The organism is Nonomuraea sp. NPDC002799, assembly GCF_053592075.1.
In genome coordinates this window covers 182,266-199,008 of record NZ_JBSFVA010000017.1, presented here as the reverse complement: position 1 = coordinate 199,008, position 16,743 = coordinate 182,266, and the positions used below count along the sequence as shown (strand labels likewise).

16 protein-coding genes are annotated in these 16,743 nt (G+C 70.9%); 12 read left to right on the top strand and 4 right to left on the bottom strand.

All coding sequences use genetic code 11. The features are described from left to right. Positions 1–24: 24 nt before the first annotated feature. Both ACWD0F_RS28900 and ACWD0F_RS28895 read right to left on the bottom strand, forming a co-directional pair. Positions 25–960, bottom strand: a complete 936-nt coding sequence (locus ACWD0F_RS28900; protein ID WP_449880766.1) for an NADP-dependent oxidoreductase — start codon at positions 958–960, stop codon at positions 25–27. 127 nt (positions 961–1,087) lie between these two features. Beyond that, positions 1,088–1,738, bottom strand: a complete 651-nt coding sequence (locus ACWD0F_RS28895; RefSeq protein WP_449880717.1) for a TetR family transcriptional regulator — start codon at positions 1,736–1,738, stop codon at positions 1,088–1,090. 187 nt (positions 1,739–1,925) lie between these two features. On the opposite strand from ACWD0F_RS28895, the gene ACWD0F_RS28890 reads away from it, so the two are divergent. Genes ACWD0F_RS28890 through ACWD0F_RS28860 form a run of 7 tightly spaced genes read left to right on the top strand, consistent with a single transcriptional unit; the run spans position 1,926 to position 9,130 of the window. Beyond that, on the top strand, positions 1,926–3,617 hold the full coding sequence (locus ACWD0F_RS28890; protein WP_449880715.1) for an AMP-binding protein: 1,692 nt from the start codon (positions 1,926–1,928) through the stop codon (positions 3,615–3,617). Beyond that, positions 3,617–4,690 carry an acyl-CoA dehydrogenase family protein gene (locus ACWD0F_RS28885; RefSeq protein WP_449880713.1) on the top strand — a complete coding sequence of 358 codons (1,074 nt, stop codon included), beginning with the start codon at positions 3,617–3,619 and terminating at the stop codon, positions 4,688–4,690. The genes ACWD0F_RS28890 and ACWD0F_RS28885 overlap by 1 nt, the downstream gene beginning before the upstream one ends. Then, positions 4,690–5,844 (top strand): acyl-CoA dehydrogenase family protein, encoded by a 1,155-nt coding sequence (locus ACWD0F_RS28880; RefSeq protein ID WP_449880711.1) that lies wholly within the window; start codon positions 4,690–4,692, stop codon positions 5,842–5,844. Before ACWD0F_RS28885 ends, ACWD0F_RS28880 begins: the two co-directional genes overlap by 1 nt. Further along, positions 5,841–6,755, top strand: a complete 915-nt coding sequence (locus ACWD0F_RS28875; protein ID WP_449880709.1) for a bifunctional MaoC family dehydratase N-terminal/OB-fold nucleic acid binding domain-containing protein — start codon at positions 5,841–5,843, stop codon at positions 6,753–6,755. Before ACWD0F_RS28880 ends, ACWD0F_RS28875 begins: the two co-directional genes overlap by 4 nt. Further along, positions 6,755–7,168: a MaoC/PaaZ C-terminal domain-containing protein gene (locus ACWD0F_RS28870; protein ID WP_449880707.1), complete on the top strand. Its 414-nt coding sequence runs from the start codon at positions 6,755–6,757 to the stop codon at positions 7,166–7,168. Before ACWD0F_RS28875 ends, ACWD0F_RS28870 begins: the two co-directional genes overlap by 1 nt. Before the next feature lie 21 nt (positions 7,169–7,189). Further along, entirely contained in the window at positions 7,190–8,353 is a 1,164-nt protein-coding gene (locus ACWD0F_RS28865; RefSeq protein ID WP_449880705.1) for a lipid-transfer protein, read from the top strand. Positions 8,354–8,404: 51 nt separating this feature from the next. After that, a complete protein-coding gene (locus ACWD0F_RS28860) occupies positions 8,405–9,130 on the top strand; it encodes a DUF981 family protein (RefSeq protein WP_449880703.1) in 726 nt (241 codons plus the stop codon). A 6-nt stretch (positions 9,131–9,136) separates the two neighbouring features. Here the strand turns inward: ACWD0F_RS28860 and ACWD0F_RS28855 are convergent, their stop codons facing one another. Continuing rightward, positions 9,137–10,753, bottom strand: coding sequence for a hypothetical protein (locus ACWD0F_RS28855; RefSeq protein ID WP_449880701.1), 1,617 nt, complete (start codon positions 10,751–10,753; stop codon positions 9,137–9,139). A 253-nt stretch (positions 10,754–11,006) separates the two neighbouring features. Here ACWD0F_RS28855 and ACWD0F_RS28850 point away from each other — a divergent pair, with 253 nt between their 5' ends. The 5 genes from ACWD0F_RS28850 (at position 11,007) to ACWD0F_RS28830 (ending at position 14,954) form a co-directional block, all read left to right on the top strand. After that, positions 11,007–12,065 (top strand): ABC transporter ATP-binding protein, encoded by a 1,059-nt coding sequence (locus ACWD0F_RS28850; RefSeq protein ID WP_449880699.1) that lies wholly within the window; start codon positions 11,007–11,009, stop codon positions 12,063–12,065. Next, on the top strand, positions 12,058–12,732 hold the full coding sequence (locus tag ACWD0F_RS28845) for an ABC transporter permease (protein WP_449880697.1): 675 nt from the start codon (positions 12,058–12,060) through the stop codon (positions 12,730–12,732). Before ACWD0F_RS28850 ends, ACWD0F_RS28845 begins: the two co-directional genes overlap by 8 nt. Continuing rightward, positions 12,732–13,424, top strand: coding sequence for an ABC transporter permease (locus tag ACWD0F_RS28840; RefSeq protein WP_449880695.1), 693 nt, complete (start codon positions 12,732–12,734; stop codon positions 13,422–13,424). Before ACWD0F_RS28845 ends, ACWD0F_RS28840 begins: the two co-directional genes overlap by 1 nt. 38 nt (positions 13,425–13,462) lie before the next feature. After that, positions 13,463–14,392, top strand: a complete 930-nt coding sequence (locus ACWD0F_RS28835; RefSeq protein ID WP_449880693.1) for an ABC transporter substrate-binding protein — start codon at positions 13,463–13,465, stop codon at positions 14,390–14,392. Between the two features lie 76 nt (positions 14,393–14,468). Next, positions 14,469–14,954, top strand: a complete 486-nt coding sequence (locus ACWD0F_RS28830; RefSeq protein WP_449880691.1) for a flavin reductase family protein — start codon at positions 14,469–14,471, stop codon at positions 14,952–14,954. A 58-nt stretch (positions 14,955–15,012) separates the two neighbouring features. Here the strand turns inward: ACWD0F_RS28830 and sppA are convergent, their stop codons facing one another. Beyond that, complete coding sequence (gene sppA / locus ACWD0F_RS28825) at positions 15,013–16,710, bottom strand: signal peptide peptidase SppA (RefSeq protein ID WP_449880689.1); 1,698 nt, start codon at positions 16,708–16,710, stop codon at positions 15,013–15,015. Positions 16,711–16,743: the final 33 nt, after the last annotated feature.

Sequence of the window (16,743 nt, the reverse complement as noted above, 5' to 3'; positions counted from 1 at the left end):
TCTGGCGTGCATGATCGAGTAGCGTCAGAGTGTGAGGACGATCTTGCCGGTCGTCCGGTTCGTCTCGCCGAGCTCGTGTGCCTTGGCGGCCTCCGCCAGTGGCAGGACGGCCGCGATCTCCGCCCGGAGCCGGCCCGCCTCGGCCAGCGCCGCGAGGGCCCGCATCGCGGCGTAGTCGGGCTCCACCAGCATGGCCGCCGACCGGATGCCCCGCTCGGCGGCTTGAGCGTGCAGGCTCGGGTCGAGCAGCGAGAGGGCGAGCGAGATGATCGTGCCGCCGTCGCGCATGGTCCGCAGCGAGCGCGTGCCGTAGTCGCCGCCGATCGTCTCGATCACCACGTCCACGTCCCGGACGGACTCGGCGAAGTCCTCGGTGCGGTAGTCGATCAGCTCGTCGGCGCCCAGGCCGCGCAGGAAGTCGTGCTTGGCGGCGCTGGCCGTGCCGATCACGTACGCGCCGCGTGCCTTGGCGATCTGCACCGCCAGGTGCCCCACGCCGCCGGCCGCCGCGTGGACGAGCACGCGCTGGCCCGCCTTCGTGCCGGCGACGTCCACGAGTGCCTGCCAGGCGGTCAGCCCGGCGAGCGGGATCCCGGCGGCCTCGACGTGGTTCAGGTTGGCGGGCTTGCGGGCGAAGTGGCGGGACGGGGCGGTGACGTACTCGGCGAAGGCGCCGTTCTTGTCTGGATATTTCAGCATCCCGAACACCTCGTCGCCCGGCTGGTAGAGCGCCTGGCCGACCCCCGAGTCCTCGACCACGCCCGACAGCTCGTACCCGAGCACGAACGGTGGCCGCATCCGCAGCAGGCCGCCGAGTTGCCGGCTCTTCCAGTCGGTCGGGTTGAGGCCGGCGGCCTCGACCCGCACGAGCACCTCGGTCGGGCCGGGTGCCGGCTTGTCGATCTCCACCAGTTTCAGCACGTCCGGGCCGCCCAGGGCGTCCTGGCTGATCGCCTTCATCTTCATGCCGTCCAGCGTGCTCGGACAGGGCACGGTTCGCGAGTGGCCCAAAGGTCATGATGCGTAAAGATCGGGCCAGGTCGCCACGTAGCGGGAGAGGCGTGCGAGGGGGCGCCGGGCAGGGAGGTCAGATGTCGGAGAGGAGGCGGGCGGCGGCGGTTTCGATGCGGCGCTGGATCTGGTCGTAGGTGCGCCGGCCGCGCAACATCTCCAGCAGCTCCTGCACCCACACGCTGGCCAGGGAGCCCGCGAGGTCGAGCTGCTCCTCACTGGCCTCCTCGATCGACAGGCCCCGGGCGGAGACGCGCAGCAGCAGCCCCGTCATGCGGTCGCCGAACGGCGTCTGCACCTCGGCCATGATCAGTGAGCGGATGAGCGCGTCGGCCAGCTCGGGCTCGCGCATCAGCCCCCGGGTGGCGCGCATCAGCACGTCGACCGCGCGGCTCGCCGGGGTGGCGGCGCCGGGCGGGCGGCGCTCGATGCTGCTCTCCAGGAGGTCGATCTCCTCGCCGACCACCGCCACGACGAGGTCCATCTTGGACGGAAAGTAGCGATAGAGCGTGCCAAGCGCCACGCCCGCGCGCTCGGCCACCGTGCGCATCTGCATGGCCTCGACTCCGCCGCGCGAGGCGAGCGCCGCCGCGGCCTGGACGATGCGCTTGCGGCGTTGGTGCTGGCTACGCGTACGGACGCTGTGCCCGACCGGTGTGGGGTGGCTCTCCATGGTCCCCTCGGTGTCGCTTGAGGGCGCGGCAAATGTCGCGTGCGTGGTACGCATAAGAACACGTTATCTGATTTCTCGATAACGCGGCTTGTTACTCGCGGGTCACAAACAAGCCGTATAGACCCATGTCCACGGCGTTACAGCCATATATCGCGACTTATCAGCATTGGGTGACACTGGACAGATATTAGAATCTGTTCTAGTTTGCGATTCGGCTGACCTAGCGCTTGCTGGAGGGGCGATGACCGCGAACACCCTCGCGTCCCTGCTTCTCGCCCGGGCCGAGGACGATCGACCTGGGCTGATGTTCGACGGCACGGTGTGGTCGTGGCGTGCGCACATCGCCGCCTGCCGGGCCGCCGGGGCCTGGTTGTCCGGGCGCGGGGCCGGGTTGCACGTCGGGGTGCTCAGTGAGAACGTTCCCGAGCTGGTCTTCCTCGTGGGCGGAGCGGCGCTGGCCGGGCACGTGGTCGTCGCGCTCAACCCGACGCGGTCGGCCGACGAGCTGATCCGCGACGCGCGCGCGACCGACGTCGATCTCCTCCTGGCGGACGAGCCGTACGCGGGGGTGGCCCGGCCGGTGTCCGAGGCGCTGGGCGTCGACGTCCTGCCACTGGCTGGGCTCGGTGATGACGTTGCGCCGCTGGGTGTAGACGTTCAGCCGCTGTCCGCGCCGGCTGCGGGCGTCCGGCCGCTGCCGGCCGCCGGACAGGAGACGTCTGGCGGGGTGCCTGGTGAGGTGTCCGAGGCCGATCCGGCTGGGCTGGTGATGTTGATCTTCACGTCCGGCACCTCAGGGCGTCCGCGCGCCGTGCGCATCACGCAGCGCAAGATCGCCGTACCGGGGACGAGCCTGGCGGCGCTGCTCACGCCCGCCGACGTCGTCTACTGCTCGATGCCGCTGTTCCACTCCGGCGCCCTGATGGCCGCCTACGCCCCCGCCGTCGCCTCGGGTGCCGCGCTGGTGTTGCGGAGGCGGTTCTCGGCCTCGGGAGTGCTGCCCGACATCAGACGCTACGGCTGTACGTACCTGCACTATGTCGGCAAGGCCCTCTCCTACGTCCTGGCCACCCCCGAACAGCCCGACGACGCCCGCAACCCGCTCAAGATCGCCTTCGGGAATGAGGGAAGCGCGGTCGCGACCAGGAGGTTCGGCGAACGCTTCGGCTGCTACGTGATCGACGCCTTCGGATCGACGGAGACGGCCGTCTCGCTCACCCCCGACCCCTCGGGGCCGCCGGGCTGCCTCGGACGGCTGCCGGAGGGCGTCCAGATCCTCGACCCGTTCTCGACGCGCCCCTGCCCGCCGGGCCGCATCGAGAACGGCCGCCTGCTCAACCCGGACGAGGCCGTCGGCGAGCTGGTGAACACGGCCGGGCTGGGGTTGTTCGAGGGTTACTACAACGACCCGGAGGCGGACGCGGAACGGGTCAGGGACGGTGCGTTCTGGTCCGGCGACCTGGCCTACCAGGACGCGGACGGGTACGTGTTCTTCGCCGGGCGCGGCACCGAGCGGCTGCGCGTGGACGGGGAGAACCTGGCGGTCGCGCCCATCGAGGCGGCGCTGCGGGAGTTCGCCGGGGTGATCGAGGCGGCCGTCTATCCGGTGCCCGACGCGGCGGCGGGCGATCAGGTCATGGCGGCACTGGTCCTGGAGGGGGCCTTCGATCCGGACGCGTTCGCCGCCTTCCTCGCGTCCCGGCGCGATCTCGGAACCAAGTCCTTACCCCGGTACATCCGGGTTTCTGATCGCCTGCCCCAGACGCCGTCGCACAAGGTCATCAAGCGGCTCCTCGCCCGCGAGGCGTGGCGCTGCGCCGACCCCGTCTGGTTGCGGAGCCCCGACGGGCTCCGGCCGCTGACGGACGCGGAGGCCAAGGGGATCGAGGAGGAGTTCGTACGGCACGGCAGGCAACGGCTATGGGAGGCTTGATGGACTTCGACCTGGACGAGACCCAGCGGGAGCTGCGGAAGCTGGCCGCCGAGGTGCTGGCCAGGGAAGGGGATGAGAGCCGGCTGTGGGAGGCCGGGCTCATGACCGTGTGCGTTCCCGAGGAGGCCGGCGGGGCCGGGCTCGGGCCGGTGGAGATGGCCGTGGTGTTGCGGGAGGTGGGCGCGCGGGCCGCGCCGGTCGCGGCGTTGCCGACGCTGGTGAGCACGCTCGTCCTGGCCCGCCATGGCACGCCGCGAGCCCAGGAGGGCCGGATCACCCTCGCCCTGCGCGAGCCCGGCCGGGCACTGGCCGATCCACCGCTGACCGCCGCCCGTCCGGAGGGTGCCGGGTGGGCTCTCACGGGGCGGAAGGTCTCGGTGCCGTATCCGGGAGCGCCGGTGCTGGTCACCGCCGACGAGGGCCTGTTCCTGGTGGCGGCACCACCCGAGACGGGCGCGGATGCCACAGCAGGGTCTGCGGGCACGCCCACGGCCGGGTCTTCCGGGTCTGCGGGCGCGCCAACGGCCGGGTCCACGGGAACGCCCACGGCTGGGTTGACGGCGGCGTTCACTTCGACGGGTGAGCCTGCCGCGACCCTGACCCTCGATGGCACCCCGGCCGAGCGGGTGGCCGGGCCGGAAGCGGTCGCCGACGCCCGGCGGTTGTTCACCGCCGCCATCGCCGCCCAGGCCGGCGGCGTGCTGGCCGGGGCGCTGGAGCTGACCACCGCCTACATCAGGACCAGGAAACAGTTCGGCCGGGCGCTGGCCGAGTTCCAGGCGGTGACCATGCAGATCGCCGACGTCTACATCGCCGCCAGGGCGCTGGACGTGGCGACGTGGTCGGCCGCCTGGCGGCTGGGCGAGGGGCTGCCGGCCGAGCAGGATCTGGCGCTGGCGGCGTACCACGTCTGCGAGGCGTACAAGGCGCTCTACACCTGCCAGCACCTGCACGGCGGCCTCGGGCTGGACGTGACCTATCCGCTGCACCGCTACTTCGCCCAGGCCAGGCACCTGTCCCACCTGCTCGGCGGTGCCGACGCCCAGCTGGACCTGATCGGAGCGCTCGTCTGATGCTGATCGACCTGACCCCCGCCCAGCGCGAGCTCCGGGACGAGCTGCGCGCGTACTTCCAGGGTTGTCTCACCGACGAGGACCGCAGGAAGATCGCCGAAGATCCGTTCGGCGACGCGTACATGGAGCACTGCCGCCGCCTCGGCCGCGACGGCAAACTGGGCATCGGCTGGCCCAAGGAGTACGGCGGAGGCGGCTACGGCGCCCTGGAGCAGCAGATCTTCGCGAACGAGATCGCCCGGGCCGGTGTCCCCTACCCCATCATCACGGTGCAGACCGTGGGACCCACCCTCATGGAGTACGGCACGCAGGAGCAGAAGGACCTCTTCCTGCCGCGCATCCTGGCCGGCGAGTGCCACTTCGCGATCGGCTACAGCGAGCCCGAGGCGGGCACGGACCTGGCCTCCTTACGCACCACGGCGGTGCTCGACGGCGACCACTACGTCGTCAACGGCCAGAAGATCTTCACCAGCGGTGCCCACTACGCGCAGTACATCTGGCTCGCCGCCCGGACCAACCCCGAGGCGAAGAAGCACAAGGGCATCACGATGATGATCGCCGCCACGGACGACCCCGGCTACTCCTGGACCCCGATCGTGACCATGGACGGCCGCCACCACACGAACTCCACCTACTACTCCGACGTGCGCGTCCCCGCGAACATGGTGGTCGGCGAGGTGGACAAGGGCTGGGACCTGATCGTCAACCAGCTCAACCACGAACGCGTCACCCTCGGCCCCGCCGGGAACCTCGGCCAGACCTACGACCGCTTCCTCGCCTGGGCCCGCCGCACCGGGCTGGTGGACAACCAGGACGTACGGCGGGCGCTGGCCAGGGTGTGGGTGTCCCTGCGCACGAACGAGCTGCTGAACTGGCAGGTCGCCGCCAACATGGACCTGGGCTGGCTCGGCGCGCCCGACGCCTCGGCCACCAAGATCTACGGCTCGGAGCGCATGCAGGAGACCGGCAGGCTCGTCGGGGAGATCCTGGCGAGGTACGGCGACCCGTCCGACCCGGAGACGGCGGAGATGCTGGAACGGATGGACCACGGCGTGAAGGGGGCGGTGGTGCTGACGTTCGGGGGCGGGGTCAACGAGGTGCAGCGGGAGCTGATCGCGATGCTCGGCCTGAGCCTGCCGAGGCCGCCGCGATGACCGACGAGGAGCTGCACGAGCTCGCGGCCAAGCAGACGGCGCTGGGAGAGGTGCGCGGGACCCCGGCGCCCGATCCGGTGAACGAGCCCATGATCCGGCACTGGCTGGACGCCATGGGCGACGCCAATCCGGTCTACCTGGACCGGGCGCTCGCCCCGCCGGCGATGGCGCAGGTGTGGAGCATGCAGGGGCTGCGGTCGTCCGGCAAGGACCGCTCGCCGGTGGACGACCTGATGACGGAGCTGACCGCCGGCGGCTACACCGGAGTGGTGGCGACCAACTGCGAGCAGACCTACCACCGGTACGCGCGGGTGGGGGAGCGGCTGACGCCGGCGACCAGGCTCGCGGGGCTGACGGGGCCCAAGCGGACGGCGCTGGGGGTGGGGTTCTTCGCCACCTGGAACGTCACCTGGTACAGCGAGGACGACGAGCCGGTCACCGAAATGCTCTTCCGAGTCCTGAAATTTCGCCCACTTACAACCACCGACCGCCCTGCCACTGCGGAAAAGCCCGCTTATCCGCTGCGACCCGCCGTCAACCAGGACACCGCGTTCTTCTGGGACGGTGTGCGAGCCGGCGAGCTGCGCATCCAGACCTGCGCCGACTGTGGCGAGCTGCGCCACCCGCCGGGCCCCCTGTGCCCGCACTGCCGCTCCTCCAACCGCTCCCACACCCTGGCCACCGGCGAGGGCACCCTCTACAGCTACGTCGTCCACCACCACCCACCCGTCCCAGGCCGCGAGACCCCGTTCGTGGTCGCCGTGGTGGAGCTGCCGGAGGGCGTGCGCATCGTCGGCAACGTGGTCGGCTGCCCGATCGAGGAGGTCGCCATCGGCATGCCGTTGCGCGTGACGTACCACGCGATGGACGACCAGCTCGTCCTGCCCATGTGGGCGCCCAGGGAGCCGTGATGCGGACGCTGACCGAAGACCAGGCGGAGATCGGCGCGGTGCTGCCGGGGTTGTCCATCGACCTCACCCCCACCGTGGTCGTCTCCACGGCCCTGGCCACCATGGACTTCACCCCGGTGCACCACGACACCGGCATCGCCCGCGCCCAGGGCTCCAAGGACATCTTCCTCAACATCCTGACCACCATGGGTTTCGTCGAGCGCTATGTCACCGACTGGGCCGGGCCGGAAGCCGTCATCAGGCGCATCGACGTCAAGCTCGGCGTCCCCGCGTACGCGGGCGACCGCCTCAGCTTCACCGGCACCGTCGTGTCGAACGACGACGGCCAGGTCACCGTCAAGGTGAGCGGCAAGGTGAGCCTGGGCGACCACGCCACCGCGACCGTCACCGTCACCCTTCCGCCCGCCGCCTGAGCCAAGGAGAGCAGAACGTTGTTGAGTGGGCGCACGGCGATCGCAGGCATCGGTGCCACCGAGTTCAGCAAGAAGTCAGGGCGTTCGGAGCTGCGGCTGGCCGCCGAGGCCGTGCTGTCGGCGCTGGACGACGCCGGTCTGTCACCGGGCGACGTGGACGGCATGGTCACCTACAGCCAGGACTCCAACCAGGAGATCGCCGTGGCCAGGGAGACGGGGATCGGCGACCTGACGTTCTTCTCCCGGGTCGAGTACGGCGGCGGCGCGGCCTGCGGCACCGTGGCGCACGCCGCCATGGCCGTGGCCACCGGGATGGCCGACACGGTCGTCTGCTACCGGGCGTTCAACGAGCGTTCCGGGCGCCGTTTCGGCCAGCCGAACGCCGGTCTGTCCGGCCAGCCCACCTCGCAGGGGCTGGAGATGAGCTGGCACGTGCCGTACGGGCTGATGACGCCCGCCGCCTGGGTGGCCATGTTCGCGCGGCGCTACATGCACGTCTACGGCGCCGGCTCGGAGGACTTCGGCCGGGTGGCGGTGACCATGCGCGAGCACGCCGCGAGCAACCCGGCGGCCTGGTTCCACCGGCGGCCCATCACGCTGGCGGAGCACCAGGCGTCCCGGTGGATCGTGGAGCCGCTGCACCTGCTCGACTGCTGCCAGGAGAGCGACGGGGCGGTGGCCCTGGTGGTGACCTCCGCCGAGCGCGCTCGCGACCTGCGCAGATCCCCCGCCGTGATCACCGCGGCCGCCCAGGGCTCGGGGGCCGGCCAGCTGATGATGACCAGCTACTACCGCGATGACATGACCGGCCTTCCCGAGATGTCCGTCGTCGGCCGGCGCCTCTGGTCCATGTCCGGCCTGAAGCCCAAGGACATCCAGACAGCCATCCTGTACGACCACTTCACCCCGTTCGTCCTGACCCAGTTGGAGGAGCTCGGCTTCTGCGGCAAGGGGGAGGCGCCCGGCTTCCTCCAGGACGGCGGCATCGGGCTGGCCGGCCGGCTCCCCGTCAACCCGCACGGGGGCCAGCTCGGCGAGGCCTACATCCACGGCATGAACGGCATCGCGGAGGCGGTGCGCCAGATCAGGGGCACCGCCGCCAACCAGCTCACCGGCGTCACGAACGTCCTGGTCACGGCCGGCACCGGGGTGCCCACGAGCGGCCTGATCCTCTCCTCGGGCTGACCGGGCCGCACTACTGGTTGGTGATCGATTACTCAGGGTAATCATCGCTGTATGAGCGCATATTGGGCGATCCTGGCGCAGCCGGAGTTGAAGATCGACTGGGCCAGGATGCCCACGTACAACACGATCATGGCGGTCGCCGCGGGCGCCGGGCTGCTGGTCGTGGTCTCGTTCGGGCGGCGGGTGCTGCGCGGCGACCCCCTGGAGCACGTGGACGGCTGGGCCCTGGCCTTCGGGGCGCTCGGCGGCCTCCTGGCGGTCACCGGGCTGCACATGACGCTCACCTGGCCGCTCGCCGGCCAGGGCTTCCCCTTCGACAACATCATTTTCGGCGAGCCCGCGCTGGCGTTCGGCGTGCTGCTGCTGGCCGCCGCCCTCTACCTGTGGAAGCGGTGGGGGGCGATCAGCGTGACGACCGACCGCCGGAAACTCGTGGCGCGGGTGGCGGGGCCGCTCTCGCTGTTCGTGCTGGGGATGGGGCTGGCCTGCTTCGGGATCGCGGCGGCCGGCTGGACGTACACGCTGTTCGCCGCGCCGCCGCAGGAGCCGATCTCGGGCGCGTTCGCCGGCCTGCCGCTCCTGGAGGCGTCGTTCATCTCCGGCCTGTACGTGCTCGTCGGCCTCGGCGCCGTGTTGTTCCCGCTCGCGTTGCGGGCCAGAGGCGGCCCGCTCGCGAACGTCGTCGGCGTGTGCTGGGGGATCGCCGGGGTGGCGTTCCTGCTGTTCGGGGCGCTGAACTACTTCACGCACATCGGGTTGATCGTCAACACCATGTAGGCGCTCTCACGGGTTCATGAACGACGGCACGGAGAAGAACACGATCATCGCGATGGCCACGCAGATCAGGAACCCGACCACCTCCCAGGCCCAGTCGTAGTGGCGGTTCCTGCGGCGGCGGGCCTTCTCCGGCCGCCGCGTCACCTCGGGACGGCGCTTGGTGGGCGGCCGGGTGCGGACCGGGCGCGGCGCCAGGAAGGAGGACACCTCGGCCGGACGGACGGAGACGACGGGCAGCTCGTCCGTGGCCGCCTCCTGCTCCTCGACCGGCTCCGGCATCCGGTAGACCGGCTCCGCGGGCTTGGCGCGGGGCTGGAAGAGCGGCGCCGCGTCGCGCACCGGCTCGTCGGCGCGCGAGGACGGCTGGAGCGGGCGGGCGGGGCCCTTGTGCACGAGCACGTCGTCCGCCGGCCGCGGCCCCTCCGGCAGCGGAGCCGTGACGGGCCAGGGCTGCCGGCGGGGCGGGACCGTGAACGGCTGGGGCGCGGACCGGCCGCTCGTCCTGGGCAGGAGCACGTCGCCGGTCGCGAACGGCTCGGGGGAGTCATTGGGCAGCAGCACGTCCCCCGTCGCGAACGGCTCCGGCCCGTCAGCGGGCACGGGCGCCGAGAGGAAGAACGGCTGCTCCGCGGATTGCGGGTTCCGGGAGGGCGGTCCAGACGGTGGCGGGTATGGGGAGGGTCGTCCAGCAGGTTGCGAATTCCTCAAGGGTTGTCCCGAGGGATGCGGGTACTGGGAGGGTCGCGGATCCCGGGGCGGTTGCGCCGAGACACGGGCGCTCCAGAAGCCCTGGGCCAGCGCGGCCAGCGGATTGGTCAGGGACCGGCCGGGCGCGGCCAGGGAGTCGCGGAGCTTGGGCATCGGCGCCGTGGTCGCCTCCAGCGGGGAGACCCGCGCGGGCGCGGGCGGCGTCAGCAGCTCAGCGGGGAAGATCACCGTACTGGTGGCCGGATCCCCGTCGGCCAGCGGTTGCGGCCACATGGGCGGCGCGGGCCAGCGCGGCTTGGTGAACAGGGGCCCCGGCCGGGCCGGACGGGAACCGGCGAAGTGGATGCGCAGCGCTCCGGGCGGCTGCGGCCACGGAAGGCGGCCCAGCACGTCCCGCAGCGGTGAGATCCCCAGCGCGCCGTAGATGTCGGCCACCGGCTTGGGCACCCGGACCCGGGTCGTGGCCAGCGCCGTCCTCAGCACCTGCCTGAACCGGTGTCCCGCCCCCACCGCCAGCTCCTCGGCGGTGTCGGGGGCGACGTCGAGCACCCAGGCCAGCTCGGCCTTGCTCAGCCCGCAGACCGCGCAGAGCACCAGGACTTCGCGCTGGTGCGGGCGCAGCTCGCGCAGGGTGCGCTCGACGAGCGCGGAGGCCGGGTCGATGAGCGGATCGACCGCGGGTGGCGAATAGACGATGTCCCGCCGGTGGATCTCCCGGCGGGCGAACGCGTAGAGAGCGGCACGGGGTGGCTCCGCGACCGGGACGCCGGAAAGCACGGACGCCAGGACGTCAGAGGCAGAGCCGAGGTCGCCGAGCTGGTCCGCGCAGTACGCGAACAACCCGGCGGCGTGGCGGTCGTAGAGCTCTGCGATCAGTTGCGCCCGGGGGCGCTGATCGGTGAGCGGCTGAGACACTGGCCGGTCCTCTGTGTGCGGAAGCTGAGGGTGAGGGGGGCGAGTCAGATGATTGTGAAGGTAATCATGCCAACACCCACGGTCCGGCGCACTACCAGATCCATATTTGCTACGAAACTCGCAGGTGGATGAAACGTTTAAGCCAGCCCCTGAGGGGACAGGGTGGTCCGGATCGCCGTAGTCTGTGCCCCAAGAGATCATGCGGCGGTCGTGGCAGGCGAGCCGCGGCCCTGCCAAGAGCGGAAGGTCGCGCGTGATCACATTCGATGCTGTCACCAAACGCTACCCAGACGGCACGGTCGCCGTGGACCGCCTCAGCCTTGAGGCGCCCACCGGCGAGATCACCGTGTTCGTCGGCCCCTCGGGCTGCGGGAAGACGACATCCCTGCGGATGATCAACCGCATGATCGACGCCTCGGACGGGCAGATCCTGCTCGACGGCGTTCCCGTACAGGGCATAGACCCACCCACCTTGCGGCGCGGCATCGGCTACGTCATCCAGCAGGCCGGGCTCTTCCCGCACCGGAAGATCGTCGACAACGTCGCCACGGTCCCCTACCTGCTCGGCTGGGACAAGAAGAAGGCCCGCGACAGGGCCATGGAGCTGCTCGAACGCGTCGGCCTCGACACCGCGCTCGCGGGCCGCTACCCGTTCCAGCTCTCCGGCGGGCAGCAGCAGCGCGTGGGCGTGGCCAGGGCGCTGGCCGCCGATCCGCCCGTGTTGCTCATGGACGAGCCGTTCAGCGCGGTCGACCCCATCGTGCGGACGAGCCTGCAGGACGAGCTCCTGCGTCTCCAGTCCGAGCTGAACAAGACCATCGTTTTCGTCACCCACGACATCGACGAGGCCATCAAGCTCGGCGACCGTGTGGCCGTGCTGCGCGTGGGCGGCACGCTGGCCCAGCTCGCCGATCCCAAGACGTTGTTGTCGGAGCCGGCCGACGAGTTCGTCCGCGAGTTCCTCGGGCACGACCGGGGGATCAGGCGGCTGCAGTTCATCTCCACGGCCGGGTTGCGGCTGCGTACCGACCTGACGGTGCCCGAAGGGTCGGACGCGAGCGCGGACGAGCCGTGGTCGCTGGTCGTGAGCGCGGACACCCGGCCGCTCGGGTGGATCTCCCGGTCGCGGCCGGGGGAGCTGGAGCCGTTCGGGACGTTCGTGCACGGGCGCGACTCGATGCGCTCGGCACTCGACGCGGCGTTGTTGTCGCCGTCCGGCTACGCCGTCGCGGTGGACGAGCAGGGCAAGGCCGTCGGCGTGGCCACGCGGGAGGCGCTGGACGAGGCGCTGGCGGAGGCCGCAGATGGGTGACGGTCCCCCCACGATCTGGGAGTGGATCGGGCGCAACTGGGACACCGGACGGGTAGACAGCATCCAGAACCTGCTGCTGGACCACCTGGTCATGTCTCTCGTCCCGATCCTGGTCGCGCTGGTCGTCGCGCTGCCGCTCGGACTGGCCTGCGTGCGCTGGCGCTGGCTCTACCAGCCCACCTCCGGCCTGATGAACGTGATCTACGCGCTGCCCTCGCTGCCCGTCTTCATGTTGCTGATCTCGGTGACCGGGTTGTCGCAGACCACCGTGATCATTCCGCTGACCTTCTACGGCATGGCGGTGCTGATCCCGGCCGTGGTCGACGGGCTGGGCTCGGTGCCCGACCACGTGCGGCAGTCGGCGGTCGCGATGGGGTTCACGCCGCTGCGCCGCCTGCTCCAGGTCGAGCTGCCGATCGCGGTGCCCGTGGTGCTGGCAGGGCTGCGGGTGGTCGCGGTGTCCAGCATCAGCCTGGTCAGCGTGGGTGCGCTGATCGGGCAGGGCGGTCTCGGCGGGCTGTTCACGCGGGCGTACCAGAACCCGTTCATGCCGCCGGTGATCGTCGGGATCGTGCTCATCGTGGCCCTGGCGCTGGTCGCCGACGGGCTGCTGGTGCTGGCGCAGCGGTTGCTCACGCCGTGGGTGCGGGCGCGGAGGGGGGCCTGATGGGCTGGCTGACGGCGTTCTTCGACTGGCTCGTGGAGTTCTTCGGCACCGCCGCGAACTGGTCCGGGTCCGGCGGCATCCCCGCGCGGCTGCTGGAGCACCTGGAGTTCTCGGTGCTGGCGCTGCTGCTCGCCGCGCTGATCGCGGTGCCGCTGGGGTTGCTGATCGGGCACACGGGCCGGGGCGAGGTGCTGGTCGTCGTCTCGGCGAACCTGGCCAGGGCGCTGCCCACGCTGGGACTGCTGGTGATGTTCGTGTTGCTGCTGGGCACGGCCTCCATCTGGCCGGTGATCATTCCGCTGGTGTTGCTCTCGGTGCCGCCGATCCTGGTCAACACGTTCGAGGGCATCAAGGGAGTCGATCCCGAGCTGCGCGACGCGGCGTACGGGATGGGGCTGCGCGGCGGGCAGGTGCTCGGACGGGTGCTGGTGCCCGTGGCGCTGCCGCTGATCCTGCTCGGCTGCCGGCTCTCGGCGATCCAGGTCGTGGCCACCACCACCGTCGCCGCCTACACCGGCCTCGGCGGTCTCGGACGTTATGTCATCGATGGTTTCGCGACGAAGGATTATGCGAGCGTCGTCGGGGGTTCAGTACTGATTGTGCTGTTCGCGCTCGTGGTGCAGATCTTGTTCACGATCGCGCAGCGGGTAACGGTTTCACCGGGGGTGAGCCAGCGCCTGAAGGTCCGCTAGTCTCCTGTATTACCCCCCGCCTTAGAAGGGAAAGCAAGATGAGACGCAAGTACGGCATCGCTGGGGTGCTCTTCTCGGCGATGCTCGCGCTGGCCGCCTGTGGTGGCGGCGGCAGCACCGGGGGCAACCCGCTCGACAGTACGAGCGCAGCGCCCACCGGGTCGGCCTCCGCAGCCGGTGGTGGCAAGGCCGTCATCGGCTCCTTCGACTTCGACGAGAGCGTGCTGCTCGGATCCATCTACGCCCAGGCGCTGGAGGCCAAGGGCGTGCAGGTGGAGGAGAAGCCGCGCATCGGCAGCCGCGAGGCCGTCTACGACCAGGTCAAGAGCGGCGGCCTGACCGTCGTGCCGGAGTACAACGGCAACCTGCTCGCCTTCGTCGACCTGAAGGCCACGGCCGCGACCACCGACGAGGTCAACGCCGCGCTGAAGGAGAAGCTGCCCGCCGAGCTGGAAGTGCTCGACTCCTCGCCCGCCGAGGACAAGGACAGCCTGTCCATCACCAAGGACGTCCAGGCCAAGCAGTCGCTGAACTCCATCGAGGACCTGGCCAAGGTCTCCAAGACCTTCGTCGTCGGCGGCCCGCCCGAGTTCAAGAAGCGGTGGGAGGCGCGCTTCAAGGACGTCTACGGGGTCGAGTTCAAGGAGTGGAAGCCCACCGGCCCGACCACCGCGGACGCGCTGAAGGACGGCACGATCCAGGTCGGCAACGTGTTCACCACCGACCCGAAGATCGCGGCCAACGGCCTGGTGCCGCTGCAGGACACCAAGAACATCTTCCCCGCCCAGAACGTGACGCCGCTGCTGTTCAAGTCCGCGGCGAACGACACGATCAGGACCACGCTGAACGCGATCTCGGCGAAGCTCAGCACGCAGTCGCTGCTGGACATGATGCAGAAGATCTCGGTCAACAAGGACGAGCCCGCCACGGTGGCCAAGGAGTGGCTGACCTCCAACGGTCTCGCCTGATGCTCCATACCGTTCCAGACGCGCTGAGGGTCTCCGTTTCGCGGGGGCCCTCGCCGCGTTGTGGGAGGCTCGTGCGGTGAGCGAGTTCACGGAGGCGATGGCGCAGCTCGCCGCAGGGGTCGCGGTGGTGACCGTACGCGATGGGCGCGACGACGTGGGCGCCACGGTCTCGGCGCTGATGTCCGTCTCGCTGGAGCCCCCGCTGGTCCTGGTGAGCATGGCCAGTGACGGCTACCTCAACGAGCTCATGCTCCGGCAGGACCGCTGGGCCGCCTCCCTGCTGTCGTCGGGGCAGACGGCCGTCGCCAGCCGCTTCGCCACCGCCGGCCGGCCCAGTGCCCGGCTGCTGCTGGCGGGCACCCCGCACCACCGGGGCGCGTACTCCGGGGCGCTGGTGGTCGAGGGCGGCGTGGCCGCCTTCGAGGCCGAGACGACCAAGGTCGTCCCGGCCGGCGACCACACGTTGTTCATCGCCACCGTGCCGGCGATCGACTACGTCGACCCCGGCCTCCTCCCCCTCGTACGGCTCCGCTCCCGCTACCGCGCCGTGGCGGGCGCCTGACGCTCCGGCCCAGCGGGCGCCTGGCCCCCGCGGCTCAGCGGGCGCCTGAACCCCCGGCTCAGCGGATCGTGTACCACTCCGGCAGCAGCAGGGGACCCGCGGCGGGCAGGCCGAGCTCGGCCGACAAGCGCGCGAGCGGCCCCCAGGCGTCGATCCGGAGCCTGGCCAGGGCGGCGGACTTGTCCTCGCTGGACTCGGGGCCGCGCAGGCGCTCCAGCGGGTTGAGCCGCGGATAGGTGCGCACGGGGGCGTCGTCGGTGAGGCCGGTCCGCTTCCTGGCCAGCGCCAGCGCGTCCTCCAGGCCGCCCAGCTCGTCCACCAGGCCGCGGGCCTGCGCGTCGGCGCCGGTCCAGACGCGGCCGCGGGCCAGCTCGTGGGCGCGCTCCCGGCTGAGGTCGCGGCTCGCGGCCACCTTGCCCACGAAGTCGTCGTAGATGCGGTCGAGCCAGGCGTTCACCCGCTCCCACTGGTCGGGGGAGAAGCCGCGCGAGGTGGAGAACATGCCGGCGTTGGCGCCCTCGGCGACCAGCTCGGAGGTGATGCCCAGCTTGCCGAGCAGCTCGGACAGGACGGGCTTGCCGCCGTACACGCCGATCGAGCCCGTCAGCGTGCCCGACTGGGCGACGATCACGTCGGCCGCCATCGCCACGAAGTAGCCGCCGGACGCCGCCAGGTCGCCCATGGAGACGATCACCGGCTTGACCTTGCGGGTCAGCGTCACCTCGCGCCAGACCGTGTCGCTGGCCACGTACGAGCCGCCGGGGCTGTCGACCCGGAACACGACGGCCTTGACGTGCTCGTCGCGCCGGGCGGCGCGGAACGCGGCGCTGATCGTGTCGGAGCCCATCGCCCCGCCTCCGCCCAGCGGGCTGCGTCCGCTGCGGCCGGTCTTGATCATGCCGGAGCCGTGGATCAGCGCGATCCCGTCGGCCATCGGCTGCGGCAGCTTGCGCACGGCCGCGGCGCGGGCGTACCTGGAGACGTACAGCAGGTGCGCCTCGGCGCCGGCGGAGCGCCTGACCTCGTCGTACACCTCGTCCCGGTAGGCCAGCCCGTCGACCAGCCCGGCCTCCTGCGCCTCCGCGCCGGTGAACGGGCCGCGGTCGATCAGCTCCCGCACCTTGCCGGGATCCAGCCGCCGCCCCTCGGCGATGCCCGCGACGAGGGTCTCGGTGACCGACTCGACGATGCGGCTCATCGACTCACGGTGCGGCTCGGTCATGTGATCCTGGGTGAAGGTGTTGACCGCGGTCTTGTACTCGTGGCGCTGGCCGGCCTCGTAGCCCACGCCCAGCTTCGTCAGCGCGCCCTTGAGGAAGCGCTGCTCCAGAGCCACCCCGGTCAGCCCGACGTCGCCGCTGGGCTGCAGATAGACCCGCTCGAAGGCGCTGGCCAGGTAATAGGGCACCGTGCCGCCGCCGAACTCGCCGTAGGTCTCGGCGTACGCGACGGTCAGCTTGCCGGAGGCCCTGAAGTGCACCACGGCCTGGCGCAGCTCCTGCACCATCGCCAGCCCCAGCGGATTGCTCCCCAGCTTCACCACCAGCGCCTTGACCCGGGAGTCCTGCCTGGCCCGCTTGAGCCCGGACAGGACGTCGGCCAGGCGCGGCTTGCGCATGGACAGCACCGCGGCCAGTGGATCCGCCGGTGGGCCCTCGGTGAGGCCCTCTGTGAGATCGAGCTCCAGGACCAGCGGGCCGGTGCGCCGCTGGCGAAGCTTGTCGACGGTTTCGAAGATCGCCCTGCCTGCGTCCATAGAAGCCACCCTAAGCGACGCATTTCGAAATAC